We start from the raw sequence: 25,678 nt of genomic DNA, 5'->3' as shown, positions 1-25,678 counted from the left end.
GGGTGTGCGGCGGGGCGGTGGTGCGGGGCGTGCGGGCCGGCGCGGGGTGGTCATGCTCGTAGCCGCAGGCCTCGGGGGGTCGCGATGAAGCCGGCTCCTTCCAGGAGGGTGCCCAGGGGGGAGGTGAGGGCCGAGGTGCCGTTGACGCGTTCCACCGTGACCGTGCCGAGGGAACCCGCGCGGGCGGCTGCGGCGAGGGCCTCGGCCGCAGCGTGCAGGCGGGGGTCGTCGGAGGGGGTGTCCACGCCGTCCGGGGTGGAGGGCCAGGCCAGCAGGGTCTTACCGCCGCGCTCCATGTAGAGGGTCAGTTCGCCGTCCACGAGCACCACCAGGGAGCCCGCCTTGCGGCCGGGCTTGTGCCCGGCACCGGTCGGTGGCTCGGGCCAGGACAGAGCTGCGCCGTACGCGTTCGCGGGATCGGCCGCGGCCAGGACCACGGCTCGGGAGGCGGAGGAGGGCGTACGGCGACGGCGGTCGGAGAATCCGGAGGCGTACGGGAAGCCGTCGCCGCCCCGGGGGCCGCCGGCGCCGGGGGAGGCGAAGTCGCGGGGGGAGACGTACTCGCCCGGTGAGGCCGGGGCTGCCGGGAGGTCGAAGGCGTCGTCGAGGCCGGGGACGTCCCAGCCGAGGTCGTCGGACGGGGAGGTGTCGGGGAAGGTGAAGCCGTCGGGGCTGCCCTCCTCCCGCGGGCCGGGCAGCGTCTGCTCCCGGTCGCGGGCGTTGGCCACCGCGCGGACACGGTCCACGGCGCCGTCCATCGCGAACTGCGCGGCGCCGAGACCCTCCACCACATAGCCGCGCCGGGCCTGGCCGCTCTCCTCGAAGGCGGACAGGACGCGGTACGTCGCCGAGAAGCCGCCCTCGACGCCCTCGGCCGACACCGCGCCCCGGGTCACCACGCCGTGCCGGTCCAGGAGGGTGCGGGCGAGGGCGTGGGCGCGGACGGTGGGGTCGGGCTCGTGGGCCGGGAGGAGCGACCAGCGGCCGGCGACGGTCGGGGGGCCGCTGCGGGAGGCCGAGCGGGCGGCGGCCGCCAGCGAGCCGTAGCGGCCGCGCGGGACCGCGCGCTTGGCGCGGTGAGCCGTGGAGCCGGCGGTGCGGCCCGAGCCCAGCAGGGAGCGCATCGGCGCGAGCGTGTCGTTGGTGAGGCGGCCGGACCAGGCCAGGTCCCAGAGGGCGTCGGCGAGCTGGGGATCGGTGGCGTCGGGGTGGGTGGTCGCGCGGACCTGGTCGGCGATCTGGCGGAAGAACAAGCCGTAGCCGCCCGAGAGGGCGTCCAGGACGGACTGGTGCAGTGCCGTCAGCTCCAGGGGGTGGGGCGGGGGCAGCAGCAGGGGGGCCGCGTCCGCCAGATACAGGGAGACCCAGCCGTCCTTGCCGGGCAGGGCGCCCGCCCCGGCCCACACCACCTCTCCGGCGGCGGTGAGCTCGTCGAGGAGCGCCGGGGTGTAGTCGGTCACGCGGGACGGCAGGACGAGCCTCTCCAGGGCGGAGGCGGGTACGGACGCGCCCTGGAGCTGCTCGATCGCGCGCAGCAGACCGTCGATGCCGCGCAGGGCGTGGCCCTTGCCGATGTGCTGCCACTGGGGCAGGAACTGGGCGAGCGCGGCGGGCGGGACGGGTTCGAGTTCGTGCCGCAGGGCGGCCAGGGAACGGCGGCGCAGCCTGCGCAGGACGGTCGCGTCGCACCACTCCTGGCCGATGCCGGCCGGGTGGAACTCGCCCTGGACGACGCGCCCGCCCACCCCGAGCCGCTGCAGGGCGCCCTCGGTGACCGCGACACCCAGGCCGAAGCGGGCGGCGGCGGTGGCCGACGTGAACGGTCCGTGGGTGCGGGCGTAACGCGCCAGCAGGTCACCCAGCGGATCCTTCACCGGCTCGGTGAAGGCCTCCGGGACCCCGACCGGGAGTGCGGTGCCGAGGGCGTCGCGCAGCCGCCCCGCGTCCTCGATCGCGGCCCAGTGGTCCGCGCCGGCGACACGGACCCGGATGGCGCGGCGGGCGGCGGCCAGCTCCTGCGCCCAATGGGGCTCCGCGCCGCGCTCGGCCAGCTCCGCGTCGGTGAGCGGGCCGAGCAGTCGCAGGACGTCCGCGACGCCCTCGGCGTCCTTCACGCGGCGGTCCTCGGTCAGCCACTGCAGCTCCCGCTCCAGCTCGGTGAGCACCTCGGCGTCGAGCAGCTCACGCAGCTCCGCCTGGCCGAGCAGCTCGGCCAGCAGCCGAGAGTCCAGCGAGAGGGCGGCCGCGCGGCGCTCGGCGAGCGGGGAGTCGCCCTCGTACAGGAACTGGGCGACGTAGCCGAACAGCAGGGAGCGGGCGAAGGGGGACGGTTCCGGGGTGGTGACCTCCACCAGGCGCACCTTGCGGGATTCCAGGTCGCCCATCAGCTCGACGAGCCCGGGCACGTCGAAGACGTCCTGGAGGCACTCGCGGACCGCCTCCAGCACGATCGGGAACGAGCCGAATTCGCTCGCCACCTGCAGCAGCTGGGCGGCGCGCTGACGCTGCTGCCACAGAGGGGTGCGCTTGCCCGGGTTGCGGCGCGGCAGCAGCAGGGCGCGGGCGGCGCACTCGCGGAAGCGGGCCGCGAACAGGGCGGAGCCGCCGACCTGGTCGGTGACGATCTGGTCGACCTCGCCCTTGTCGAAGACGACGTCCGCGGCGCCGACCGGCGCCTGCTCGGCGTCGTACTCCGTGCCCGCCTTCATCGGCTCCCGGTCGAGCAGGTCCAGGTTCATGAGGTCGGCGTCCGGAAGGCGCAGCACGATCCCGTCGTCGGCATGCATGACCTGGGCGTCCATGCCGTACCGCTCGGAGAGCTTGGCGCCCAGGGCGAGGGCCCAGGGAGCGTGGACCTGGGCGCCGAAGGGGGAATGCACGACGACCCGCCAGTCGCCGAGTTCGTCCCGGAAGCGCTCCACGACGATCGTGCGGTCGTCCGGGACGTGGCCGCAGGCCTGGCGCTGTTCGTCCAGGTACGACAAGACGTTGTCCGCGGCCCAGGCGTCCAGACCCGCGGTCAGCAGGCGCAGGCGGGCGTCGTCCTTGGGCAGGGAGCCGACCTCGCGCAGGAACGCGCCCACCGCGCGGCCCAGCTCCAGCGGGCGGCCCAGCTGGTCGCCCTTCCAGAACGGCAGGCGGCCGGGGACGCCGGGGGCCGGGGAGACCAGGACGCGGTCGCGCGTGATGTCCTCGATGCGCCAGGAACTCGTGCCCAGGGTGAAGACGTCGCCGACGCGGGACTCGTAGACCATCTCCTCGTCGAGCTCGCCGACCCGGCCGCCGCCCTTCTTGGGGTCGGCGCCCGCCAGGAAGACGCCGAACAGGCCGCGGTCGGGGATGGTCCCGCCGGAGGTCACGGCGAGGCGCTGGGCGCCGGGGCGGCCGGTGATCGTGCCGGCGACGCGGTCCCACACCACGCGCGGGCGGAGCTCGGCGAAGGCGTCGGAGGGGTAGCGGCCGGCGAGCATGTCGAGGACGGCCGTGAAGGCGGACTCGGGCAGTGACGCGAAGGGCGCGGCGCGGCGGACCATGGCGAGCAGGTCGTCGAACTGCCAGGTGTCCATCGCGGTCATGGCGACCAACTGCTGGGCGAGGACGTCCAGGGGGTTCGCCGGGACCCTGAGGGACTCGATGGAACCGGTGCGCATGCGCTCGGTGACCACCGCGGCCTGCACCAGGTCGCCGCGGTACTTCGGGAAGACGACGCCGGTGGAGACGGCACCCACCTGGTGGCCCGCCCGGCCGACGCGCTGGAGGCCCGAGGCCACCGAGGGCGGGGACTCGACCTGGACGACGAGATCGACCGCGCCCATGTCGATGCCCAGTTCCAGACTCGAGGTGGCCACGACGGCGGGCAGCCGGCCCGCTTTGAGGTCCTCCTCCACGAGTGCGCGCTGCTCCTTGGAGACCGAGCCGTGGTGGGCGCGCGCGATGACCGGCGGGGCGCCCTGGGCCGCCCCGGAGCCGCCCATGAGTTCGGCCGGGGCGTGGTGCTCGTCGAGGGGCTCGCCGGTGGCCCGCTCGTAGGCGATCTCGTTGAGGCGGTTGCAGAGGCGCTCCGCCAGGCGGCGGGAGTTGGCGAAGACGATCGTGGAGCGGTGGGCCTGGACGAGGTCGGTGATCCGCTCCTCGACGTGTGGCCAGATCGAGGGGCGTTCCGCCCCCTCCGAGCCGTCCGCGACCGGTGCACCGCCCAGCTCGCCCAGGTCCTCGACCGGGACGACGACCGAGAGGTCGAACTCCTTGCCGGAGGGGGGCTGGACGATCTCCACCTTGCGGCGCGGGGAGAGGTAGCGGGCCACCTCGTCGACCGGGCGGACGGTCGCGGAGAGGCCGATGCGGCGGGCCGGCCTGGGCAGGAGTTCGTCCAGGCGCTCCAGGGACAGGGCCAGATGGGCGCCGCGCTTGGTGCCGGCCACGGCGTGCACCTCGTCCAGGATCACCGTCTCGACGCCGGTCAGCGCGTCCCGGGTGGCCGACGTCAGCATCAGGAACAGGGACTCCGGGGTGGTGATCAGGATGTCCGGCGGGCGGGTGGAGAGGGCGCGGCGCTCGGCGGCGGGCGTGTCGCCGGAGCGGATGCCGACCTTGATCTCGGGCTCGGGCAGCCCCCGGCGCACGGCTTCCTGGCGGATGCCCGTCAGGGGGCTGCGCAGGTTGCGTTCCACGTCGACGGCGAGGGCCTTGAGCGGGGAGACGTACAGGACGCGACAGCGCTTCTTCGGGTCGGCCGGTGGGGGCGTGGAGGCCAGCTGGTCCAGGGCGGCGAGGAACGCGGCGAGTGTCTTGCCGGAGCCGGTCGGGGCCACCACCAGCACGTCCGAGCCCTCACGGTGGGCCTGCCACGCGCCCGCCTGGGCCGCGGTGGGCGCGGAGAACGCCCCCGTGAACCAGCCGCGGGTCGCGGGGGAGAAGCCGTCCAGGGCTCGGTGTGCGTCGCTGACCATGCGTCCATCGTGCACCCGGGGTCTGACAATGGGGCTGACCTGCGGGACTCACCTGCCGGGTTCGGCTGTGGGGCTGGGGTGTGGGGCCGACCTGCGGGGCTGATCGGCGGGGTTCGGTTATGGGGCGGACCTGCGGGGGGCGGACCCGCAAGGCGGACCCGCGGGGCTGGGCTGTGGGGTGCTCTGCGGGGGCCGGTCCGTGCGGCTGGTGTGCGGGCTTGTTGAGTGCGGGACTGACGCCGCGACGGGGTTCGCCGCAGCCGCACCTCGACCGTCGCTCCGTCCGGCCGCGACGCGTCACCGCGGGCCCGCAGCCGCACTGCGGCTGCGGGAGGGCGGAACCGTCACGGAGAATGCGGGTATGGCGGGTTCGGGTGAAGTGGCGCGGCACTGGCGGTACGCGGAGCTGCCCGGAGTCGATCTGCTGCGGGCCCGCTATGTGCGGAAGAACTTCGTGCGGCACACCCACGAGCACTTCGTGATCGCCGGCATCGTCGAGGGCGTGGAGGTCTTCCAGCACCGTGGGGGCGATCACTACGCGGGAGCCGGTGCGCTCGCGTTGGTCAATCCTGACACTCCGCACACCGGGCGGGCCGGTGTTCCCGAAGGCTGGCGGTACGAGGTCGTGTATCCGTCGCCGGAGGTCGTGGCCGGGATCGCGGCCGAGACGACCGCGTTGCGGGGCACGCCCGGGTTCGTGAGTCCGGTGCTCGACGATCCCTACGCCGTCGCGCTGGTGCAGCGGGTGCTGCGGGCCGCCGACGAGGGAAACGCGCTGGCCGCCGACACGTTGCTGCGGGTCGCCGTGACGCGGTTGCTGCGGATGAACGGCGGGACTCTGCCGGCTCGGCGGGTGTTGACGGCCGGGAGCCGGGTCGCCGCACGCGCGCGTGCCGTCCTGGAGGACCGGATGGCAGATCCGCCGACCCTGGAACACCTCGCGGCGGATCTCGGGACCAGTCCGTTCGCGTTGCTGCGTGCGTTTCGGGACGCCTACGGGATGCCGCCCCACACCTGGCTCACCGACGCGCGGGTCCGCCGGGCGCGGCGGCTGCTGGACGCCGGGACGGCACCGGCGGAGGCGGCCCTGGCGGTGGGGTTCACCGATCAGCCGCACCTCAACCGTCACTTCGCCCGGATCGTGGGTGTGCCACCGGGCGCCTACCAGCGTGAGCGCAAGAACGTACAAGACGCGCGGCGGTGATCGCTCCTACCGTCCGACGCGTGGCAGAACAGACAGCTTTCGCAGACATACGCGACGGCCGGGGTGCCAGGCCCGACGCCGCCGTCGTACGGGACGCCCTCGGAGTGGGGGTCGCCGTGGGACTCTCCGGGTTCGCCTTCGGGGTGACCTCGGCGGGCAGTGGGCTCACCGTGTGGCAGACCTGTGCGCTCAGCCTGCTGGTGTTCACGGGTGCGTCCCAGTTCGCGCTCGTCGGGGCGCTCGCCGCGGGCGGCAGTCCGCTCACGGCGGCCGCGGGCGCCTTCTTCCTGGGCGTGCGCAACGCCTTCTACGGCCTGCGCCTGTCGCAGTTGCTGGCCCTCCCGCGCGCGGTGCGACCGTTCGCGGCGCAGTGGATGATCGACGAGACGGCGGCCGTCTCGCTGGCCCAGCGCGATCGGCGCGGTGCGCGGATCGGCTTCGTGGTCACCGGGTTCAGCCTCTATGTGCTGTGGAACCTCACCACGCTGCTGGGCGCGCTGGGTGCCGAGGCGATCGGGGACACCGACGCGTGGGGGCTCGACGCGGCCGGACCCGCCGTCTTCCTGGCGCTGCTCGCCCCCATGCTGACGACCGCCACCGAGCGGGCCGTGGCCGGGCTCGCGGTGGTGCTGGGGCTCGGTCTGCTGCCCGTCCTGCCCGCCGGCGTGCCCGTCCTGGTGGCCGCGCTCGCAGCGCCGCTCGCACTCTGGGGCGAGGGCCGCCGCAAGAGCCGGACGCGTGGCCGGCCGGAGGAGGGGGAGCGGTGAACACCTGGATCGCCATCGGTGCGACCGCCCTCGGTTGCTACGCCGTCAAGCTCGCCGGACTGCTCGTTCCCGCGGGTGTGCTCGAGCGGCCACTCGTCCGGAGGCTCGCGGCCCTGTTGCCCGTCGCCCTGCTCGCCGCCCTCACGGCCCAGCAGGCGTTCGCCGACGGGCAGACGCTCGTGCTGGACGCGAGGGCGGCGGGGCTCGCCGCGGCCGCCGTGGCGCTCGTCCTGAGAGCGCCGTTCCTGCTTGTCGTCGCGGCGGCCGTGGTGGTGACGGCGGGGGTGCGGGCCGTGGGCGGGTGACGGTCGGGGCCGGGGCGGCCTGAGGATGGCTATGGGGCTGTGACGGGGAGGGGCTGGGGTGGGGACGGTTCGCGGTCGGGGTGCGCCGCGGTGGGTCACGGTCGGCGGTCGGGACGGCTCGCGGGTGGCCGTGGCCATTGGTCGGGTTGTGCCCGGGGTGGGTCAGGGCTGGTGGTCGGGTTGTGCCCGTGGTGGGCCACGGCTGCCGGGCCCGGCCCGGCGTCCCTGGGCCGCGGTCCTGGCGTCAGCCGATGGCGCGGCCGTACGCCCTCAGGGTGCGTAAGGCCTCGATCGTGACCATGGGGCGTGCCTCCAGGTCGGTGCCGGGTGCCCAGCGGCGCCATCGGACCGGCCAGCCGCCGTCCTCCTGCTGTTCGCCGGTGAGGAAGTCCAGGGACCGCTCCATCTCGTTGTCCGTGAACCACGCGCGCGCGAGAGAACCGGGGGTCCGGGCGAAGTCGTACGGGAAGTGGTGCTCGCCCGGGGCGTAGCCGGGCGGGACGGGGTGGGCGTCGCGGCGATCCGGGTCCAGTACGGCGAGCCCGTGTTCGCGCACCAGGCGGCCCAGGCGGTCGGCGGCCGCCTCCGCGCGCGGGCGGTCGGGAGCGGAGTCCAGAAACGTCACAGCAGCCTGGATCTCGTAGGGGTGGGACGTCTGCAGGGAGTCCACCGCCTGCCAGCAGAAGTCCGTGGCCCTGAACAGCCAGGCGTGCCACACCTCGTTGCGGTGGAGGACGCCCACCACCGGGCCCGTGGACAGGAGATCGCTGGGCGGGTCGTCCACGATCGGGACGAACGGGGCCGCCGGGTAGCCGCGCTGGCTGGGATGGACCGCCGGGAGCGCGCCGTCGGGAGTGGAGACGGAGGTGAGGTAGCGGCACACCCGTTCCACACGCTGGCCGCCGCAGCGCCCCAGGGAGTCCAGCACGCGCAGGGCGTGCGCGACGTGCAGGGGCTGGCTGACGGGGCCGCGCAGGTCCGGTTCCAGCGCGTGGCCGTATCCGCCGTCGTCGTTGCGGTAGGCGTCGAGCGCGGTTTCGACGGGGTCGGCAGCGCCGTGGAGGAAGTGGTGTGCGAAGAGGCGCTGTTCAAGCACGCGCGCGGTGAGCCAGACGAAGTGCTCGGCGCGGAAGAGCGGGGTGTGCGCCGGAGGCGTAGGGGGGAGTGGGGATGCTCCAGTTTCGGCCATGGTCAGACCGTAGAGCGGAAAGCGGTCTCGGCAGGCGGTCCCGGCCGGGGGCCACCCCCTGGGGCGGGATACTGGTGTCATGCGGTTGACGGTCTTCTGGCAGCGGATGGCGGAGCACTTCGGTACGGGCTACGCCGACACCTTCGCGCGCGATCACGTGATGGCGGAGCTGGGCGGGCGCACGGTGCACCAGGCGCTGGCGGCCGGCTGGGACGCGAAGGACGTGTGGCGCGTGGTGTGCACGGTGATGAACGTTCCGCAGGAGAAGCGCTGATCCACAGTGAAGATCGCACAGGGGGCTCCGACTGTCGGTGCTGTGGGCGAGACTTGATCCGTGGCACCCACTGACGAGTCCGGGCAGGTCGGCCCGCACGCACCCCCGCCGGGCACGACGCCGGGCACGACGCCGGGCACGACGCAGCTCACGCCGCCTCCGGCCGGCACAGAGGCCGGGCCGGGTGACCGCATGCCGCGCTGGCTCCCTCGCGCGATGGTGCTCGCGCTCGCCCTCGTCGGCGTGTTCCAGCTGGGCACATGGGCCTTTCACCAGCTCATCGGCCTGCTGATCAACGTACTCATCGCGTTCTTCCTGGCCCTCGCCATCGAACCCGCGGTGAGCCGGATGGCCGCCCACGGCATGCGCAGGGGGCTTGCCACCTTCCTGGTGTTCTTCGGCCTGCTCGTCGTGCTCGCCGGTTTCTTCACACTGCTCGGCTCGATCCTCGCGGGACAGATCATCAAGATGATCGAGGGCTTCCCGGCGTACCTCGACTCCGTCATCAACTGGATCAACACCACGTTCCACACCGAGCTCAGGCGCGTGGACATCCAGGAGGGCCTGCTCCACTCGGACTGGCTGAGACGGTACGCGCAGAACAGCGCGGCCGGCGTCCTGGACGTCTCCACGCAGGTCCTGGGCGGTCTCTTCCAGTTGCTGACGATCGCGTTGTTCTCCTTCTACTTCGCCGCCGACGGACCCCGCCTGCGCCGCGCCCTGTGTTCCGTGCTGCCGCCCGCCCGGCAGGCGGAGGTGCTGCGCGCGTGGGAGATCGCCGTCGACAAGACCGGCGGCTACCTGTACTCCCGCGGGCTGATGGCGCTGATCTCCGGCGGCGCCCACTACGTTCTGCTGCAGGCGCTCGGCATCCCGTACGCGCCCGCCCTCGCGATGTGGGTGGGCGTGGTCTCGCAGTTCATCCCCACCATCGGTACGTATCTCGCGGGCGCGCTGCCGATGCTGATCGCCTTCACGGTCTCGCCCTTGTACGCGTTGTGGGTGCTGATCTTCGTCGTGGTCTACCAGCAGTTCGAGAACTACATGCTGCAGCCCAAGCTGACCTCGAAGACCGTCGACATCCACCCTGCCGTCGCCTTCGGCTCGGTCGTCGCCGGCACCGCCCTCCTCGGCGCGGTCGGCGCCTTGATCGCCATCCCGGCGGTGGCCACGCTGCAGGCGTTCCTGGGCGCGTACGTGAAGCGGTACGACGTCACGGACGATCCCCGTGTCCACGGGCACCGGAGACGGGGCGACGGGCCGGGCCCGCTCACGCGCGCGCGGCGGCTCTGGACGAAGACGCGGCAGCGGATCGCCGGGCCGGTGAAGAGATCCGGATGACTGCGCTTACAGCCCATGACCCACGGCCCGGCAGCGACCGGAGTGACGTCGGTCCGGGAGTGGCTGGAGTGACGTCGCTTCGGTAGCGGCGGGGGTGACGTCGGCCGCGTGGCCCCAGCCCCGTCCCCGCTTCCGTCCACGCTCTCGTTCCCGCTGCACGTGGGCCGTCTCGGGGGAGGGGGCGGTGCTCGGCTGCTGGGGGCGCGCGTACGGGTACGGGGTGGTGAGGGCCTCGGCGGGGTACGGCACTGGCTCGCGGCGGGGCAGACGCGGTGCGGACCGGGCAGAACGCGGGGCGGGCGCGGTGCGGGCAGACCCGGCAGACGTCGCAGAGGGGGCAGGGCGTCGGCGAGGCGCGGTGCGGGCAGGGCTGAGGAGGCGTGTGCCGGCGAAGCAGTGCCGGGCGCCCACCATGCCGCGACCTGGCCGTGGCCGCCGGCCGTGTCCACGCCCCACCGAGCCGGTGCGGTCACGGTCATGGGCATGGACGCACCGGCCGCTGCATGGACCACTCCAGACCGGGGATGCGGGCAGTGTCGGAGGCGTGACCCCAGGCTCGGAAGTGCCGCGTGGTGCGCTTGACACGAAAATCGAACATCTATTCTCATGGAGGCTCCGGCGAGGCTCACGGCGGGGATTCCGTCCCGATTTGGGTGGGGAAGTGCCCGAGTTATCCACAGGCCGGACCAGCGTCGGGGCGCATTGTCAGTGGCAGGCGTTAGCGTCTTTGACGTGAAGCGATCGACTCAAGCAAATCGGGTGGAACCCATGGCAGGAACCGACCGCGAGAAGGCCCTGGACGCCGCACTCGCACAGATTGAACGGCAATTCGGCAAGGGCGCGGTCATGCGCATGGGCGAGCGGTCGAAGGAGCCCATCGAGGTCATCCCGACCGGGTCGACCGCCCTCGACGTGGCTCTCGGCGTCGGCGGACTGCCGCGCGGCCGCGTCGTCGAGATCTACGGACCGGAGTCCTCCGGTAAGACCACGCTGACCCTCCACGCCGTGGCCAACGCCCAGAAGGCCGGCGGCCAGGTCGCGTTCGTGGACGCGGAGCACGCCCTCGACCCCGAGTACGCGCGCAAGCTCGGCGTCGACATCGACAACCTGATCCTCTCCCAGCCCGACAACGGCGAGCAGGCCCTGGAGATCGTGGACATGCTGGTCCGCTCCGGTGCCCTCGACCTGATCGTCATCGACTCCGTCGCCGCGCTCGTCCCGCGCGCGGAGATCGAGGGCGAGATGGGCGACAGCCACGTCGGTCTGCAGGCGCGTCTGATGAGCCAGGCCCTGCGGAAGATCACCAGCGCGCTCAACCAGTCCAAGACCACCGCGATCTTCATCAACCAGCTCCGCGAGAAGATCGGCGTGATGTTCGGCTCCCCGGAGACCACGACCGGTGGCCGGGCGCTGAAGTTCTACGCCTCGGTGCGTATCGACATCCGCCGCATCGAGACCCTGAAGGACGGCACGGAGGCGGTCGGCAACCGCACCCGCTGCAAGGTCGTGAAGAACAAGGTCGCGCCGCCCTTCAAGCAGGCCGAGTTCGACATCCTCTACGGCCAGGGCATCAGCCGCGAGGGCGGCCTGATCGACATGGGCGTCGAGCACGGCTTCGTCCGCAAGGCCGGCGCCTGGTACACGTACGAGGGCGACCAGCTCGGCCAGGGCAAGGAGAACGCCCGTAACTTCCTGAAGGACAACCCCGACCTCGCCAACGAGATCGAGAGGAAGATCAAGGAGAAGCTGGGCGTCGGCGTGCGTCCGGAGGAGCCCGCCGCCGAGACGGGCGCGGACGCCGCGGCCACCACGGGCACGTCGGCGGACGACGCCGCCAAGACGGTTCCCGCTCCCGCCGCCAAGGCCGCCAAGACCAAGGCCGCGGCTGCCAAGAGCTGACCCGTGACGCGACGAACGGACTGGGTCGAGTACGACGCCTACCCCGTCATTCCCCGGGAGCCGGGGAGCGGGGACGGCGGCGGCCTCGCCCGGGGCGACGACTGGCCGGACGTCGGCTCGCACACGAGCGACGAGCCGGACGGCGAAGACGGGCGACGTGGCGGCCGGGCCGGACGCGGCGGTGAGGGCGGTTCACGGAGCGGGCGTGGACGCCGTCGACGCGGCTTCGGAGAACCATCCGCCGAGGACGAAGGCACTTCCGACTCGTCGAGGGCCGAGAAGGGGGAGTCTTCAGGGGACCCGGCTGAGCGGGCACGGGCGATCTGCCTGCGCCTGCTCACCGGGACCCCGCGCACGCGGAAGCAACTCGCCGACGCCTTGAGCAAGCGGGAGATCCCGGACGAGGTGGCCGAGGAGGTGCTCTCGCGGTTCGAGGAGGTCGGGCTCATCAACGACGGCGCCTTCGCGGACGCCTGGGTGGAGTCCCGGCACCACGGCCGGGGCCTGGCCCGGCGCGCGCTCGCGCAGGAGCTGCGCACCAAGGGTGTCGACTCCACCCTGATCGACGAAGCGGTCTCCCAGCTCGACTCCGAGCGCGAGGAGGCGACCGCACGCGAACTCGTCGCCCGCAAGCTGCGCTCGACCCGCGGCCTCGACCGCGACAAACGGCTCCGCCGCCTTGCCGGGATGCTGGCCCGCAAGGGCTACTCCCAGGGCATGGCCCTACGAGTGGTCCGGCAGGCGCTGGAGGAGGAGGGCGAGGACACGGACTTCTTCGGGGACACCGGCGGGGACGTGTGACCGAGGGCTCCGGACACGGCAGGTGCCGGGCGGGAGGCCCTCGATACGGCAGTTCCTGGACACGGTCGGTGCAGACACGGTAGGCCGGGTGGTCAGTCCGCGCACCGATGTGGCAGGGTCCTCGCCACGGCAGGCCCCGGACACAGCCTGCGCCGGGCGGGTCAGGCCCCTCGGTACGGCAGGTCCTGGACGGGCAGGAGTTGGACGGGCAGGTCCCGGGCGGGCAGACCGTCGACATGGCAGGCCACGACGGTGCAGGGCCTGACGCCGGATCGGTGACGGCGACAGGACTCCGCAAGGCTCCCCAGGAATCCCCCAGAGTCTGACGAAAGACCCGACGGTGGGCGACACCCGCCCCCACCGGCTCGGTTCCGGACACGGTGGACGCGGGGGCGCCCAGCGCGTCCAGGAGCAGGGGCACCGGTTGGCCCGTCAGACAGGCCGCCGCCGACCGCGCCGTTCAGTCCTCCTTCCCCGATCCCTCACCGTCCTCCTGCTCTCCGTCCGCCCGCTCTCCGTCCTCCCGCGCTGCGCCGACGCCGGCTTCCCGGCCTCCCGGCTTCCCAACCTCAAGGTGGGGACAACCCCCTCCCAGGACGCCGGGCCGCCGCAGTGCACAGACACCTGTGCACAGACGACTGTGTACGCATGTCACAGGAACTCGGCGCCGAGGAACCCTTGGACGCGGGGCGTACCCCCGCCCCCGCCGACGCAACCGATCCCGCCGCCCCCGTGGAACTCGGTGATCTGGCCGCGCTCAAGGCGCTCGCGCACCCGCGCCGTCAGCGGATGCTCGAACACCTCACCCTGCACGGCCCGGCCACCTCGGCGACGCTCGCCCGGGCTCTCGGCCTCAACACCGGATCGACCAGCTACCACCTGCGTGAACTGGCCAGATATGGCTTCGTCGAGCAGACGGAGAGCCGAGCCGCTCCGGCGGACGGCCGGGCCGCCAGGGACACGGACGCGGCGACGCACGGCAAGAACCGCAGGGGCCCCGCCCGGCACCGGGAACGCTGGTGGCGCGCGGTCCCCGGCGATCTCCGCCTTCCGCCCCGCAGCCGGCAGAGCCGCGAGATGCGACACGTCATGGACGAGCTGAACCACCATGCCTACGCCGCCGACCTGGAACTCTTCGAACGGCTCCGGCGCGACGCGGAGGACGGCGCCCCCTGGGCGGACGCGTTCCCCTACTCGCGCGGAACCGTCCGGCTCACGCTGCCCGAACTCCGTGAGTTCTTCGAGGAGTACATCGCCCTCCTCAACCGCTACAAGCGGCCCGAGTCCGAAACCCCGCCCGGGGCGCGCACCCTGCTCACCCGGTTCCTCGCCTTTCCGGCCCCGGCGCCCACGACCCCGTCACACGACGCGAGAGAGGCCGACCCCTCATGATGCTGCGCTACGCCCTCAAGACCGTCCGCGCACGCAAGACGGGCTTTCTCGGCGCCTTCCTCGCCCTGATGTGCGCGGCTGCCCTGATCACCGCGTGCGGCACCCTTCTCGAGACGGGACTGCGCGGCACCGTCCGGACCGAGCGCTACGCCGCGACCCCGGTCGTGGTCTCCGCGGACCAGAACGTCCACCGGACCACCGTCAAGCACAAGAAGGGCAAGACCAAGGTCAAGCACAAGGCCAAACCCATCGCCGAACGCGCCTGGCTCCCGGCAGATCTCGCAGACGCCCTCGTCGACACGCCCGGCGTGGCTCACGTCGTCCCCGAACTCACCTTTCTCGCCGAGCCGTTGCTCTTCGCGGGCACCGGTGGAGACGGCAGCGCCCACCGACCCTCCTACGGCCACGCCTGGGAGTCCGCCGCGCTGACGCCGTACCGGCTCACCGCGGGCACGGCGCCCGAGGCCGCCACCGACGTGGTGGTCGACCGTGACCTCGCCGAGCGCGCCCACCTCGCTGCAGGCGACCGCCTCACCGTCCAGTCGACGCAGGCCCCGCGCACCTACCGCGTCACCGGAATCGCCGCCCCCGCGGCGGACGTACGCCACCAGACGTCTCTCTTTTTCTCCACCACCGAGGCCCGCCGGCTCGCCGGCCGTCCCGGACAGGTCACCGCGTTCGGCGTGCTCCCGGCTGCGGGGACGGATCAGGAGAGGCTGCGGCAGGACGTGGCCGCCGCGCTGCGCGGCACCGGCGCGCAGGTCAGCGCCGGGGACGCCCGTGGGCCGGTCGAGTTCCTCGACGCCGCCGCGGCCCGGACAAAACTGGTCAGCATGGGCGGCGCGATGGGCGGCACCTCGCTGCTCGTGGCGATCCTCGTGGTCGTCGGGACCTTCGCGCTCTCCGTTCAGCAGCGCCACCGCGAACTCGCCCTGCTGCGTGCCATCGCCGCCACCTCCGGACAGATCCGCAAACTGCTCGGACGGGAAGCCCTGATCGTCGGAATGGCCGCGGGGGTGGCCGGCGCCCTCGTGGGGGTTTTGCTGGGCGGTTGGCTGCACTCCCGGTTCGTCGCGCTGGACGCCGTGCCACCGACACTCCGGCACACCGTCGGCGTCGTCCCGCCACTGGCGGCCGTCGCCGCGACCCTGTTCGGGGCCTGGGCAGCCGCGCGGATCGCCTCCCGCCGGGTGGCCCGGATCCGTCCGGCCGAGGCGCTTGCCGAAGCGCGCGCCGAGCGCAGCAGGCCCGCCTGGGGCCGCGTGCTCGCCGGTCTGCTGCTGCTCGCCGGCGGCACCGTGCTCGTCGCCGTCCTCAGCGTGCTGCGCACCGAGCCCGCCTCGACGCCCGTGACCTTCCTCGCCGTCGTGGTCCTGGCCACCTCCGTCGCGCTGCTCGGCCCGCTCCTGGTCAGGGCGGCCACCCTGTTCCTCGCCGGCCCGCTGCGGCTGACCGGCCCGGGCGGCCGTCTCGCCACCGCCAACCTGCGCGGCAACGCCGTCCGTACGGCCTCCGTCGTCACCCCCCTCACCCTGCTCATCGGCATGACCTGCACCGTGCTGTTCGTACAGCCGACCCTCGGCGACGCGGCCCGCGCCCAGGTCCGTGAGGGCGTCCGCGCGGATTGGGTCGTCGCCTCCCGCGGCCCCGGTGTCCCCGCCGAGGCGGCACGACAACTGCGTACCGAACGTGACGTCGTCACCGAAGTCGTCCGGACGACCGTCCGGGTCGGTCTCGACAAGTACGCGGCCCAGGGCGTCACCCCGGCCGGCCTCACCCGCACCTGGGACCCGGACGTCACCGCCGGCTCCCTCGACGGGCTCACCGAACGCACCGTCGCCGTCAGCGAACTGGCCGCGGACCAGCTCCACCTGACGACCGGCAGCTCCCTCAGGGTGACGCTCGGCGACGGCACGCCCGCCGCTGTCACCGTCGCCGCCGTCTACGCCAAGAACCTCGGATTCGGAGACCTCACCTTCGCGCACGGCCTGCTCGCCCCCCACGTCGACAACCCGCTCTCCTCCTCCCTCCTCGTCAGCACGCCCCGTGCCCAGACACAACTCACGGCCACGCTGCGTGAGTTCCCGGGAGTAGACATCCTCTCCCCGGCCGCCGCCGACTCACTCCAGGCCGAGCGACAGCAGGTCAACGCCGAGGTCAACTTCCTCGCCATGGCGCTCGTCCTGGCCTTCACCGCGATCGCCGTCGTCAACACGCTCGCCATGTCCGTCTTTGAACGGGTGAGGGAGTTCGCGCTGCTGCGCCTCGCGGGTGCGACCCGTCGTCAGGTGTTGCGGATGCTGCGCACCGAGGCCCTGTCGGTCCTCTTCCTCGCCACGGCTCTCGGCAGCGCCGTCGCCCTGGCCGTGCTGACCGCCTTCAGCGTCGGCATGACGGGCCGTGCGGCGCCGGCGGTCACGCCACTCGCGTACGTCACGGTGGTGGGGGCGGCCGGACTGCTCGCGCTGGTCGCGACCGCCCTGCCCGGCCGGGTGGCCCTCAGGGTCCGCGCGGTGACGGTGGCGACGGCGAAGGAGTGAGCCATTCCGCTTCGGAGGGAGGCCGGGACGACGCAGAAGCCGCCGTTCCGGCCTTCTGCCGTTCCGGCCATCCGTCCGTCGTTCCGGCTGCCGTCGTCCCGGCCGTCCGTCGTTCCGGCCGTCCGTCGTCCCGGGCCGTCCGCGGTCCCGGCCGTCCGAACCGGAAGCCGTGCCCCCGTGCCCGACCCCCCAGGACGCGCAGGATTACCTTGCGATCCCGGAAGGGTGAGCCCCTCCCACCTCGGAGGTACGGTCTGCTGCCGTCGCGCGGGCACACGAGCCGTCGCGCGGACACAAGCCCGGGGCCGCACGAACCCGGGCGCCCGTACGCCCCGTACCACCACCCTCGCCGTACGAGCCGTCGGGACCGCATGTACCGAACGACCAGCACGCCCAAGCCCACCCGCACGTCCCGGAAGGCGGTCCAGCCATGCCCGTGCCCACCCGTTCCCGAAGAGCGCTGGCCGGATCGGCCCTCGGCACGAGCCTGTTGCTCAGCGGCTGTGGTCTGTGGCCGCCGGAGCCCGCGAGCACGGGGGACGGCAGGATCACGCTCGGCTTCGTCAACGGCGGCACCAGCGAGTTCCACACCTGTCTGCAGAAGTCCGTCGAGCGCACGGCCCGCAACAACAGCGTCGAGCTGCACACGGCCAACTCGCGTCAGGACGCGGCGACGGAGGTCGCCAACATCGAGGACCTCATCGCCCGGCACGTCGACGCGCTGATCGTGCAGACCGTCGACGTCGACGCGCTCAAGGGGGACATCGCCAAGGCCAGGGGCGCGGGCGTACCGATCTTCCTCACCTCGGTCACACCGGACGACACCTCCGACCTCCTCGGTGCCGTCGTGGTCGATCTGAAGGAGGTGGGGCGGCTGGACGCCGAGTGGATCGAGGAGGACGCCGGTGGCCGTCAGGTGACCGTCGGCGTGATCGCGGGAGCCCCCGGAGCCGCCTCGGACGTGCTCGTCGACGCCTTCGTCGAGCGGCTCCCCGACAACGCCTCGGTGGTCGCCAACCAGCCCGGCATGTACGACCCCGGCAAGGCGCGGAGCGTCGCCGAGGAGATCATCCGGGACCACCCCGGGCTGGACTACGCCTTCGTCGCCAACGAGGAGATGGCGTTCGCCGCGCGGAAGGCCTTCGACGCGGCCGGCGCGAAGGAAGTCGACATCGTGACCGTCAACGGCACCGACGAGGCGCTGGCCGCGCTCAAGGACGGCCGCTTCGCCGCCACGGTCTCCAACTCGGCCGCCGACACCGGAGAGCTGGCGGTCGAGAACGTCGTCTCGCTGCTGCGCGGCGAGAAGACCGAGAAGATCGACAGGACGCGGGTCCGCCTGGTCACCAAGGACAACGCGGACACCGCCCCGCTGTACTGCCCGATCGACGAATACTGAGCCGACGCCTGCCGAGCCGACCGCCACGGGGACGCCACCGGGCCCGGGGCGCCGCTCCCGCGCCCTGAGCCGACGCCCGAACGAGCCGACGGCCACGGAGACGCCACCCCGCCCGGCCCCTCGCTCCGCGCGCGGAACCCGCCTACCGCGTCACCGGCAGCCCCGCCGCCCGCCACGCCTGGAATCCGCCCACCAGGTCGGTCGCCCGGCGCAGCCCCAGCTGGTGCAGGGACGCGGCCGCGAGGCTCGACGCGTAGCCCTCGTTGCAGATCACGACGATCCGCAGGTCATGGCCGGTGGCCTCGGGCACGCGATGGCTGCCCCGGGGATCCAGGCGCCACTCCAGCTCGTTGCGCTCGACGACCAGGGCCCCGGGGATCAGCCCGTCCCGCTCGCGCAGGGCCGCGTACCGGATGTCGACGAGCAACGCCTCGCCCGCGCGGGACGCCTCGTACGCCTCCCGTGGCGCCACGCGCGCGTACCCCGCCCGCACCCGCTCCAGCAACTCGTCGATGCCCAGGGGCCGCTCGCCGCTCACTGCCAGTCCTCCGGGCGTTCGACCTGCTCCAGGCGCAGCACCTGGCCGGTACGGCTGTAACGGCGGATGCGGGGCAGCGGCGGGTAGTAGGCGTGGACGGAGATCGCGTGCTCGTCGGCGGACTCGTTGAGGACCTCGTGGACGTGGTGGCGTCCGAAGGCGCGGCCCCGGCCGGCCGGCAGCCGGCGTTCCCGGTCCACGCCCTCCGTCAGTTCGAGGGTCTTCCAGCCGTCGGTGGGCAGCCGGGCGGCGAGCGAGTTCTCCTTCAGCTCGCCGCGCGCGGTGAGGAACGCGCCCACGGAGTCGGCGTGGTCGTGCCAGCCGGTGCCGGAGCCGGGAGGCCAGCCGATCAGCCAGGCCTCACTGCCGCCGGGCCCCTCCAGGCGCACCCAGGTGCGGCCTTCGGGGTCGAGGGGGAGCGAGGAGATCAGTTCGGTGTCGGCGGCCGTACGCCGGACGAAGTCGAGGAGGTCCGCCTGCGTGGGCGCGGCGACGGCGGCGGACACGGGGACGACGGAAGGGGAGACAGACACGGGTACCGTCCTGGAGGCGTTCGCGGGGAGCGCGCGGCAGCGCGAAAGCGCACACGGCGCGCGCCGGTGGAAGAAGGGGGTGCGAATCAGCAGGACGGACGACACACGCAGCCCGCGTAGCGGACGAGGTCCATATGGACCCTCCGCCACAGGCGCACACAGGTGTCGGTCACGATCCGGAGTACACCACGCCGGTCCACACCGGTCAACTCACCGTCACCACGTGGACCGCAGGTGACGGTGCGTGCGGACAGCCGGTCACCACCGCGTTCAAGCCCCACCCACACGTCCCCGCTACCCAGGTCCGCTCACTTGGCCCCGGCCCCGGCCTGTGCCCCCACCTTCCCTCCCACGGCGGTCTCCGCCGCCGTGTACAGGTCGGCCGGGCGCACCCCGCCCAGCGCCGTGACCAGATGGCCGTCGGGCCGGACCAGCAGAACCGTGTGGGGGGCCGCGCCCGGGTAACTCTCGGCGACCAGCAACTCGGCCGGACAGGGCAGAGCGGTCACCGCGGCGGCGAGCCGGGGCATGATCCCGGCGCTCACCCAGTGCTTGCGCTCCCATACCCCCGTGCCCGGCGCGATCAGTACGACGAGCAGGGCGCCGCGGCCCAGCCGGTCCCGCAACCGTACGAAGGAGCCGTCCTCGGCCGTGGCCCGGACGTCCTCGACCGCCGCGCCCCGGGGCGTGTCCACGGGCACCTCCGCCTCCAGGTGCTGCGGTGCGAGCGGGGAGTCGGCGTAGGTGCCCGGCGCACCGAGCTGGCCACGGCCCAGGTGGCCGTCCGTGAGCAGCACGTCGTGGCCGCGGGCGGCGCCGGGGACGTACGCCCTTATGCCACCGCCGCCGCGCAGCGGCGGCAGTGCCTGGTCGGCGGCGCGCAGCCGTGCGGCGACCGCCGCGCGCCGCTCCGTCTGGTAGCTGTCGAGCAGCGCCTCGCGCGGCCCGTGGTGCCAGGCCAGGGCCAGCTTCCAGGCGAGGTTGTCGGCGTCCCGCAGGCCCTCGTCGAGGCCCTGGGTGCCGAACGCGCCGAGCAGGTGGGCGGCGTCCCCGGCGAGGAAGACCCGCCCGGCCCGCCAGCGGCGCGCCAGCCGGTGGTGGACCGTGTGGACGCCGGTGTCGAGCAGTTCGTACGCGGGGGGCGAGCCGCCGCTCCAGCCCGCGAGGGTCTCGCGGACGCGGGCCACCAGGAGCTCGGGCGTGACGAGGTCCTTGCCGGGCGGCAGCAGCCAGTCCAGGCGCCAGACGCCGTCCGGCAGCGGACGTCCGGTGATTTCCCCGGCGGAGGGACCGGACGTCCGCCAGGGCGGCATCCGATGGAGCAACGCCTCACCGGTCCACGGAAGTTCCGCGCGCAGCGCGGCGACGGCGTGCCGCTCCACCGCCGTACGGCCGGGGAAGCGGATGTCCTGGAGCTTGCGGACCGTGGAACGGGGGCCGTCGCAGCCGACCAGGTAGCTGCCGCGCCACCACGTGCCCTTGGGGCCGCGGGTGCGGGCCGTGACAGCGGAAGGTTCCTGCTCGATGGTGTCGAGGCGGCTGTCCACGGCGATCCGCACCAGCGGCTCGCCCGCGAGGGCCGCGCGCAGGGCGCCGGTCAGCACGTGCTGGGCGAGGTGCAGCGGGGCCGGTTCGGTGTCGTCGAAGGTGATCTCGCGCGTCACCTGCTTGCGCCGCATCGCCCGCCATCCGGCCCAGCGGACGCCGGCCTCGGAGAGGGACGTCCCGGTGAGCCGCTCCACCAGGGCCGCGGTGCCCTCGTGCAGGACGACGGTGCGCGCGAGGCGTGGTTCGTCCTTGCCCGGCCCCTCGTCGAGGACGATCGACGGTACCTCCTGACGCGCCAGCGCCAGGGCGAGCGTGAGCCCCACGGGCCCCGCTCCGACGATGATCACCGGGTCCACGGCGTGGCGCCCCCTGCCCGCGACGATGCCCTCAGGGACGTAAGTGAACAAGAGGTTGGAGCAGGGTGCACGATCACAGAACGTATGCAACCCATTGCCGCAGCTTGCGTCAAGCGACGGAGGCAGTGGCGAGCCCGCCACTGCCTCCGTACTGGTCACACCACTTGAGTGCGGCTCAGATCTTGCCGTCCCCGCCGGTCCGGTAGGTGCCGGGGACCGCGGCGGGGTTGTCCTCGACCTCCTCCGGCGCCAGCACCGCGCCCGTGCTGCGCTTGCTGCGCCGCAGCCGACCCTCCAGCCACGAGGCGAAAGAGGTGAGGAGGAAGTTCACGACGATGAAGATGATCGCCACGACGATGAAGCTGGGGACGACGTTGGCGTAGTTGGCCGCCAGCGTGCTGCGCGCGTTCAGCAGCTCGGTGAACCCGAGCATCACGCCGCCCAGCGCGGTGTCCTTCACGATGACCACGAGCTGGCTGACGATGGCCGGCAGCATCGCGGTGACCGCCTGCGGCAGCAGGACGCTGGTCATCGTCTGGCCCTTGCGCAGACCGATCGCGTACGCGGCCTCCGTCTGTCCCTTGGGCAGGGCGAGGATGCCGGCCCGGACGACCTCGGCGAGGACCGAGGCGTTGTAGAGCACCAGGCCCGTGACGACCGCGTACAGCGGCCGGTCCTCGCTGCTGACGCCCGTGGAGCGGACGTAGAACTCGTTGGCGAACAGCATCAGCAGCAGCACCGGGATCGCACGGAAGATCTCGACGACCGCGCCGGCCGGGAGGCGTATCCAGCGGTGGTCGGACATACGGGCGATGCCGAAGACCGCGCCCAGCGGGAGGGCGATGACCATGGAGAGCGCCGCGGCCTTCAGGGTGTCACCGAGGCCCGGCAGCAGGTACGTCGTCCACGCCTGGGAGGTGGTGAACGGCTCCCACAGCGCCCACTCGAGCTGGTTCTTCTCGTCCATCATCGTCCAGATCCACCACAGGGCCAGGGCGAGGAGGACGAAGAAGAGGACGGAGAGAAGGACGTTGCGCCGCTTGGCGCGGGGGCCGGGCGCGTCGTAGAGGACGGAGGTCATCGCTTCACCGCCAGTCGCTTGCCGAGCCAGCCGAGCAGCAGGCCGGTGGGGAGAGTCAGGACCACGAACCCGAAAGCGAAGACCGCGCCGATGGCCAGTGTCTGGGCCTCGTTCTCGATCATTTCCTTCATCAGGAAGGCCGCCTCGGCCACGCTGATCGCGGCCGCCACGGTGGTGTTCTTGGTCAGGGCGATCAGGACGTTGGCCAGCGGGCCGATGACCGCGCGGAACGCCTGCGGCAGCACGATGAGCCGCAGCGTCTGGCTGAAGCCCAGCCCGATCGCGCGCGCCGCCTCGGCCTGGCCGACGGGCACGGTGTTGATGCCGGAACGGATCGCCTCGCAGACGAAGGCCGCGGTGTACGCGGCCAGACCGAGCACCGCGAGCCGGAAGCCCTGGAGCGCGAAGTCGTCGGACGCGCCCATCGTCATGCCGAAGATGTCGGCGAGGCCGAGGGAGGTGAAGACGATGATGACCGTCAGGGGGATGTTCCGGATGATGTGGACGTAAGCGGTGCCGAACCCGCGCATCAGCGGGACGGGGCTGACCCGCATCGCGGCCAGCAGGGTGCCCCAGACCAGGGAGCCGACGGCGGAGAAGACGGTCAGTTTCACCGTCAACCAGAACGCCGCGAGGACGTCGTAGCCTTCAAGAAAGTCGAACACGATCTCCCGCGCTTCCGGGTGTGTGGCGTACGTGGAGGGCGTGGCGCGCCGCCGCCGTGATCGCGACGGTCGGCGGCGCGCCCGCGGAACCCCACGGAGGCCGCGGGATTCCTACGGCAGCGGATGCCGCATGGCGAGCGGAGGCCGCATCGGGTGCGGAGGCCGCCTTACTTGACGACGACGCCGATCTTCGGGGCCGGCTCGTTCTTGTAGTTGGCCGGGCCGAAGTTCTCGTCGACCGCCTTCTGCCAGGACTTGTCGCTGACCATCTTCTCCAGCGCGGCGTTGATCTTGTTGACGGTGGCGGTGTCGCCCTTCTTGACGCCGATGCCGTAGTTCTCGTTGCTGAGCTTCTCGCCCACCAGCTTGAACTGGCCCTTGTACTTGTCCTGCGCGGCGTAGCCCGCGAGGATCGAGTCGTCCGTGGTCAACGCGTCGACCGAGCCGCTCTGCAGGGCGGCGAGGCACTCGGAGTAGCCGCTGAGCTGACGCAGGTTGGCCTTCGGGGCGATCTTGTCCCTGACGTTCTGCGCCGAGGTCGAGCCGGCCACCGAGCAGAGGTTCTTGCCGTTGAGGTCGGCACCCTTGCTGATCTTGGAGTCGGTCTTGACCAGCAGGTCCTGGTGGGCCAGCAGGTACGGGCCGGCGAAGTCGACCTTCTTCTTGCGCTCGTCGTTGATCGAGTAGGAGGCCACGATGAACTTCACGTCGCCACGGGCGAGCGCGTTCTCACGGTCGGCGCTCTTGGTCTCGACGAACTCGATCTGGTTCGCCTCGTAGCCGAGCTCCTTGGCCACGTAGGTGGCCACGTCCACGTCGAAGCCGGAGAAGGAACCGTCCGGCTCCTTCAGGCCGATACCGGGCTGGTCGTACTTGATACCGATCTTGATCTTCTCGCCGCCGCCGGAGGAGCCGCTGCCGCTGTCGTCCTTGTCGTCGGAGCCGCAGGCCGTGGCGGTCAGGGCGAGGGCGAGGACGGCGGCCGAGGCGGCGGTGACCTTGCGAAGCTTCATGGTGAACGTCCTTTGGATGATGCCTTCGGTATGAAGGAATACGGGGCCGTCGGAAGGCGGGTGACGCGGGTCGTCGGGTGCGCCGGGGCGCGTCAGTGGTGAAGGATCTTCGACAGGAAGTCCTTGGCGCGGTCGCTGCGCGGGTTGCTGAAGAACTGGTCGGGCGCAGCTTCCTCGACGATGCGGCCGTCAGCCATGAAGACCACGCGGTTCGCGGCCGATCGCGCGAACCCCATCTCGTGGGTGACGACGATCATGGTCATACCGTCCCGGGCGAGCTGCTGCATGACCTCCAGCACCTCGTTGATCATCTCCGGGTCGAGGGCCGAGGTCGGCTCGTCGAAGAGCATCACCTTCGGCTCCATGGCCAGGGCCCGCGCGATGGCGACACGCTGCTGCTGGCCGCCGGAGAGCTGGGCGGGGTACTTGTCGGCCTGGGTGCCCACCCCGACCCGGTCCAGGAGCTGGCGGGCGGTCTCCTCGGCCTTCTTCTTGTCGGTCTTGCGGACCTTGATCTGGCCCAGCATCACGTTCTCGAGCACGGTCTTGTGCGCGAACAGGTTGAAGGACTGGAAGACCATGCCGACGTCGGCACGCAGCCGGGCCAGCGCCTTGCCCTCCTGGGGCAGCGGCTTCCCGTCGATCGTGATCGTCCCCGCGTCGATCGTCTCCAGGCGGTTGATGGTGCGGCACAGGGTGGACTTCCCGGACCCGGAGGGTCCGATGACCACGACGACCTCACCGCGCTCGATCGTCAGATCGATGTCCTGGAGAACGTGCAACGCGCCGAAGTGCTTGTTGACGCTCTTCAGGACGACCAGTTCTCCGGGCGCGGCCGCGTCTTCCTTGGCCACCGATACTTCGGTCATCGCTCTAGGGCTCCGTCCTCCTCGGTTTCGGAGGACAGTAGTAACCACTCTCGACCAGCGTCATTACATCTGAGGGGAATCTGAGCATCACGATCCGATAGCAATCGGACACCTGTCGTAGCAGTGGTGACCTGGGCGCGTATCGGCCGGATAACGGAAGCCGCGCGCAACCGGAACCCACTTGACGGCGTCCTCGTCCATCGGCGTGACTGCCATGGTGCACGCGCGTGTGCCGCGTTTCCGTGGCGCGCTGGAACCGTACGCCCGGACCGTACGACTTTGTACAGAGCCGGACCGAACGCCCGATGAACCGGAGGAGGCCGGAATGAGACTGCTGCTCGTCGAGGACGACAACCATGTCGCCGCCGCGCTGTCCGCGGTGCTGAAGCGGCACGGTTTCGACGTCACCCACGCGCGCAGCGGTGAGGAGGCACTCCAGGCCCTCGTCCCGGAAGGGCCCGGCTTCGGGGTCGTCCTGCTCGACCTGGGCCTGCCCGACCAGGACGGCTACGAGGTCTGCGGCAAGATCCGCAAACGCACCTCCACCCCGGTCATCATGGTGACGGCCCGCTCCGACGTGCGCTCCCGCATCCACGGTCTCAACCTGGGCGCCGACGACTACGTGGTGAAGCCCTACGACACCGGAGAGCTGCTCGCCCGGATCCACGCCGTCAGCCGGCGCACCGCCCACGAGGACCCGGCCGCGGCCGGTGAGGACACCCTCAACCTGGGGCCCGTGCACATCGAGCTGCCCACCCGACGCGTCACCGTCGACGGTTCGGTCGTCCAACTCACCCGCAAGGAGTTCGACCTCCTGGCGCTGCTCGCCCAGCGCCCCGGCGTCGTCTTCCGCCGGGAGCAGATCATCAGCGAGGTGTGGCGCACCAGCTGGGAGGGGACCGGGCGCACCCTGGAGGTGCACGTCGCCTCCCTGCGCGCCAAGCTGCGCATGCCCGCGCTGATCGAGACCGTACGCGGCGTCGGCTACCGGCTCGTCGCCCCGGCCGCGTAGCGG

The 25,678-nt window shown here is 72.3% G+C and carries 20 protein-coding genes and 1 pseudogene; 11 read left to right on the top strand and 10 right to left on the bottom strand.

The window, feature by feature from the left end; translation table 11 throughout:
• Positions 1–50: 50 nt before the first annotated feature.
• A complete protein-coding gene (locus tag ACIBBD_RS30110) occupies positions 51–4,949 on the bottom strand; it encodes an ATP-dependent helicase (RefSeq protein ID WP_399422714.1) in 4,899 nt (1,632 codons plus the stop codon).
• A gap of 361 nt (positions 4,950–5,310) precedes the next feature.
• On the opposite strand from ACIBBD_RS30110, the pseudogene ACIBBD_RS30105 reads away from it, so the two are divergent.
• The 3 genes and pseudogenes from ACIBBD_RS30105 to ACIBBD_RS30095 all read left to right on the top strand — a co-directional run.
• Positions 5,311–6,150, top strand: a pseudogene (locus ACIBBD_RS30105) (AraC family transcriptional regulator); the annotation flags it as partial.
• A 23-nt stretch (positions 6,151–6,173) separates the two neighbouring features.
• Positions 6,174–6,920: an AzlC family ABC transporter permease gene (locus ACIBBD_RS30100; protein ID WP_399422713.1), complete on the top strand. Its 747-nt coding sequence runs from the start codon at positions 6,174–6,176 to the stop codon at positions 6,918–6,920.
• The gene (locus ACIBBD_RS30095) at positions 6,917–7,225 is read left to right on the top strand and encodes an AzlD domain-containing protein (protein WP_399422712.1); all 309 of its coding nucleotides are present in this window, start codon (positions 6,917–6,919) and stop codon (positions 7,223–7,225) included. Before ACIBBD_RS30100 ends, ACIBBD_RS30095 begins: the two co-directional genes overlap by 4 nt.
• A gap of 244 nt (positions 7,226–7,469) precedes the next feature.
• On the opposite strand, the gene ACIBBD_RS30090 is transcribed toward ACIBBD_RS30095, so the two are convergent.
• Positions 7,470–8,414 (bottom strand): hypothetical protein, encoded by a 945-nt coding sequence (locus ACIBBD_RS30090; protein WP_399422711.1) that lies wholly within the window; start codon positions 8,412–8,414, stop codon positions 7,470–7,472.
• Positions 8,415–8,493: 79 nt separating this feature from the next.
• Between ACIBBD_RS30090 and ACIBBD_RS30085 the strand changes: the two genes are divergently transcribed.
• From ACIBBD_RS30085 to ACIBBD_RS30055, 7 genes are all read left to right on the top strand, one after another.
• Positions 8,494–8,688, top strand: coding sequence for a DUF3046 domain-containing protein (locus ACIBBD_RS30085; protein WP_399422710.1), 195 nt, complete (start codon positions 8,494–8,496; stop codon positions 8,686–8,688).
• A gap of 60 nt (positions 8,689–8,748) precedes the next feature.
• Positions 8,749–10,029 (top strand): AI-2E family transporter, encoded by a 1,281-nt coding sequence (locus ACIBBD_RS30080; protein WP_399422709.1) that lies wholly within the window; start codon positions 8,749–8,751, stop codon positions 10,027–10,029.
• A 768-nt stretch (positions 10,030–10,797) separates the two neighbouring features.
• Entirely contained in the window at positions 10,798–11,928 is a 1,131-nt protein-coding gene (recA, locus tag ACIBBD_RS30075; protein WP_399422708.1) for a recombinase RecA, read from the top strand.
• 3 nt (positions 11,929–11,931) lie between these two features.
• Entirely contained in the window at positions 11,932–12,729 is a 798-nt protein-coding gene (recX, locus tag ACIBBD_RS30070; RefSeq protein ID WP_399422707.1) for a recombination regulator RecX, read from the top strand.
• A 648-nt stretch (positions 12,730–13,377) separates the two neighbouring features.
• The gene (locus ACIBBD_RS30065; RefSeq protein ID WP_399422706.1) at positions 13,378–14,121 is read left to right on the top strand and encodes an ArsR/SmtB family transcription factor; all 744 of its coding nucleotides are present in this window, start codon (positions 13,378–13,380) and stop codon (positions 14,119–14,121) included.
• A complete protein-coding gene (locus ACIBBD_RS30060; protein WP_399422705.1) occupies positions 14,118–16,661 on the top strand; it encodes an FtsX-like permease family protein in 2,544 nt (847 codons plus the stop codon). Before ACIBBD_RS30065 ends, ACIBBD_RS30060 begins: the two co-directional genes overlap by 4 nt.
• Before the next feature lie 430 nt (positions 16,662–17,091).
• Positions 17,092–18,060 carry a sugar ABC transporter substrate-binding protein gene (locus tag ACIBBD_RS30055; protein WP_399422704.1) on the top strand — a complete coding sequence of 323 codons (969 nt, stop codon included), beginning with the start codon at positions 17,092–17,094 and terminating at the stop codon, positions 18,058–18,060.
• Between the two features lie 142 nt (positions 18,061–18,202).
• Here the strand turns inward: ACIBBD_RS30055 and ACIBBD_RS30050 are convergent, their stop codons facing one another.
• From ACIBBD_RS30050 to ACIBBD_RS30015, 8 genes are all read right to left on the bottom strand, one after another.
• Complete coding sequence (locus tag ACIBBD_RS30050) at positions 18,203–18,598, bottom strand: rhodanese-like domain-containing protein (protein WP_399422703.1); 396 nt, start codon at positions 18,596–18,598, stop codon at positions 18,203–18,205.
• Positions 18,595–19,131 (bottom strand): cysteine dioxygenase, encoded by a 537-nt coding sequence (locus tag ACIBBD_RS30045; RefSeq protein WP_399422702.1) that lies wholly within the window; start codon positions 19,129–19,131, stop codon positions 18,595–18,597. The genes ACIBBD_RS30050 and ACIBBD_RS30045 overlap by 4 nt, the downstream gene beginning before the upstream one ends.
• Positions 19,132–19,217: 86 nt before the next feature.
• A complete protein-coding gene (locus ACIBBD_RS30040; protein WP_309544753.1) occupies positions 19,218–19,289 on the bottom strand; it encodes a putative leader peptide in 72 nt (23 codons plus the stop codon).
• 150 nt (positions 19,290–19,439) lie between these two features.
• Complete coding sequence (locus tag ACIBBD_RS30035) at positions 19,440–21,035, bottom strand: FAD-dependent monooxygenase (RefSeq protein ID WP_399422732.1); 1,596 nt, start codon at positions 21,033–21,035, stop codon at positions 19,440–19,442.
• Positions 21,036–21,210: 175 nt separating this feature from the next.
• Positions 21,211–22,116: an amino acid ABC transporter permease gene (locus tag ACIBBD_RS30030; protein ID WP_399422701.1), complete on the bottom strand. Its 906-nt coding sequence runs from the start codon at positions 22,114–22,116 to the stop codon at positions 21,211–21,213.
• On the bottom strand, positions 22,113–22,781 hold the full coding sequence (locus tag ACIBBD_RS30025; RefSeq protein ID WP_399422700.1) for an amino acid ABC transporter permease: 669 nt from the start codon (positions 22,779–22,781) through the stop codon (positions 22,113–22,115). The genes ACIBBD_RS30030 and ACIBBD_RS30025 overlap by 4 nt, the downstream gene beginning before the upstream one ends.
• A 167-nt stretch (positions 22,782–22,948) precedes the next feature.
• Complete coding sequence (locus ACIBBD_RS30020) at positions 22,949–23,794, bottom strand: glutamate ABC transporter substrate-binding protein (protein ID WP_399422699.1); 846 nt, start codon at positions 23,792–23,794, stop codon at positions 22,949–22,951.
• A 92-nt stretch (positions 23,795–23,886) separates the two neighbouring features.
• Positions 23,887–24,663, bottom strand: a complete 777-nt coding sequence (locus tag ACIBBD_RS30015) for an amino acid ABC transporter ATP-binding protein (protein ID WP_399422698.1) — start codon at positions 24,661–24,663, stop codon at positions 23,887–23,889.
• Positions 24,664–24,988: 325 nt separating this feature from the next.
• Between ACIBBD_RS30015 and ACIBBD_RS30010 the strand changes: the two genes are divergently transcribed.
• The gene (locus ACIBBD_RS30010; protein ID WP_399422697.1) at positions 24,989–25,675 is read left to right on the top strand and encodes a response regulator transcription factor; all 687 of its coding nucleotides are present in this window, start codon (positions 24,989–24,991) and stop codon (positions 25,673–25,675) included.
• Positions 25,676–25,678 lie beyond the last annotated feature (3 nt).

This window comes from Streptomyces sp. NPDC051315 (assembly GCF_044455165.1).
Taxonomy (GTDB): domain Bacteria; phylum Actinomycetota; class Actinomycetes; order Streptomycetales; family Streptomycetaceae; genus Streptomyces.
This window is presented reverse-complemented; position numbering and strand designations above follow the sequence as displayed.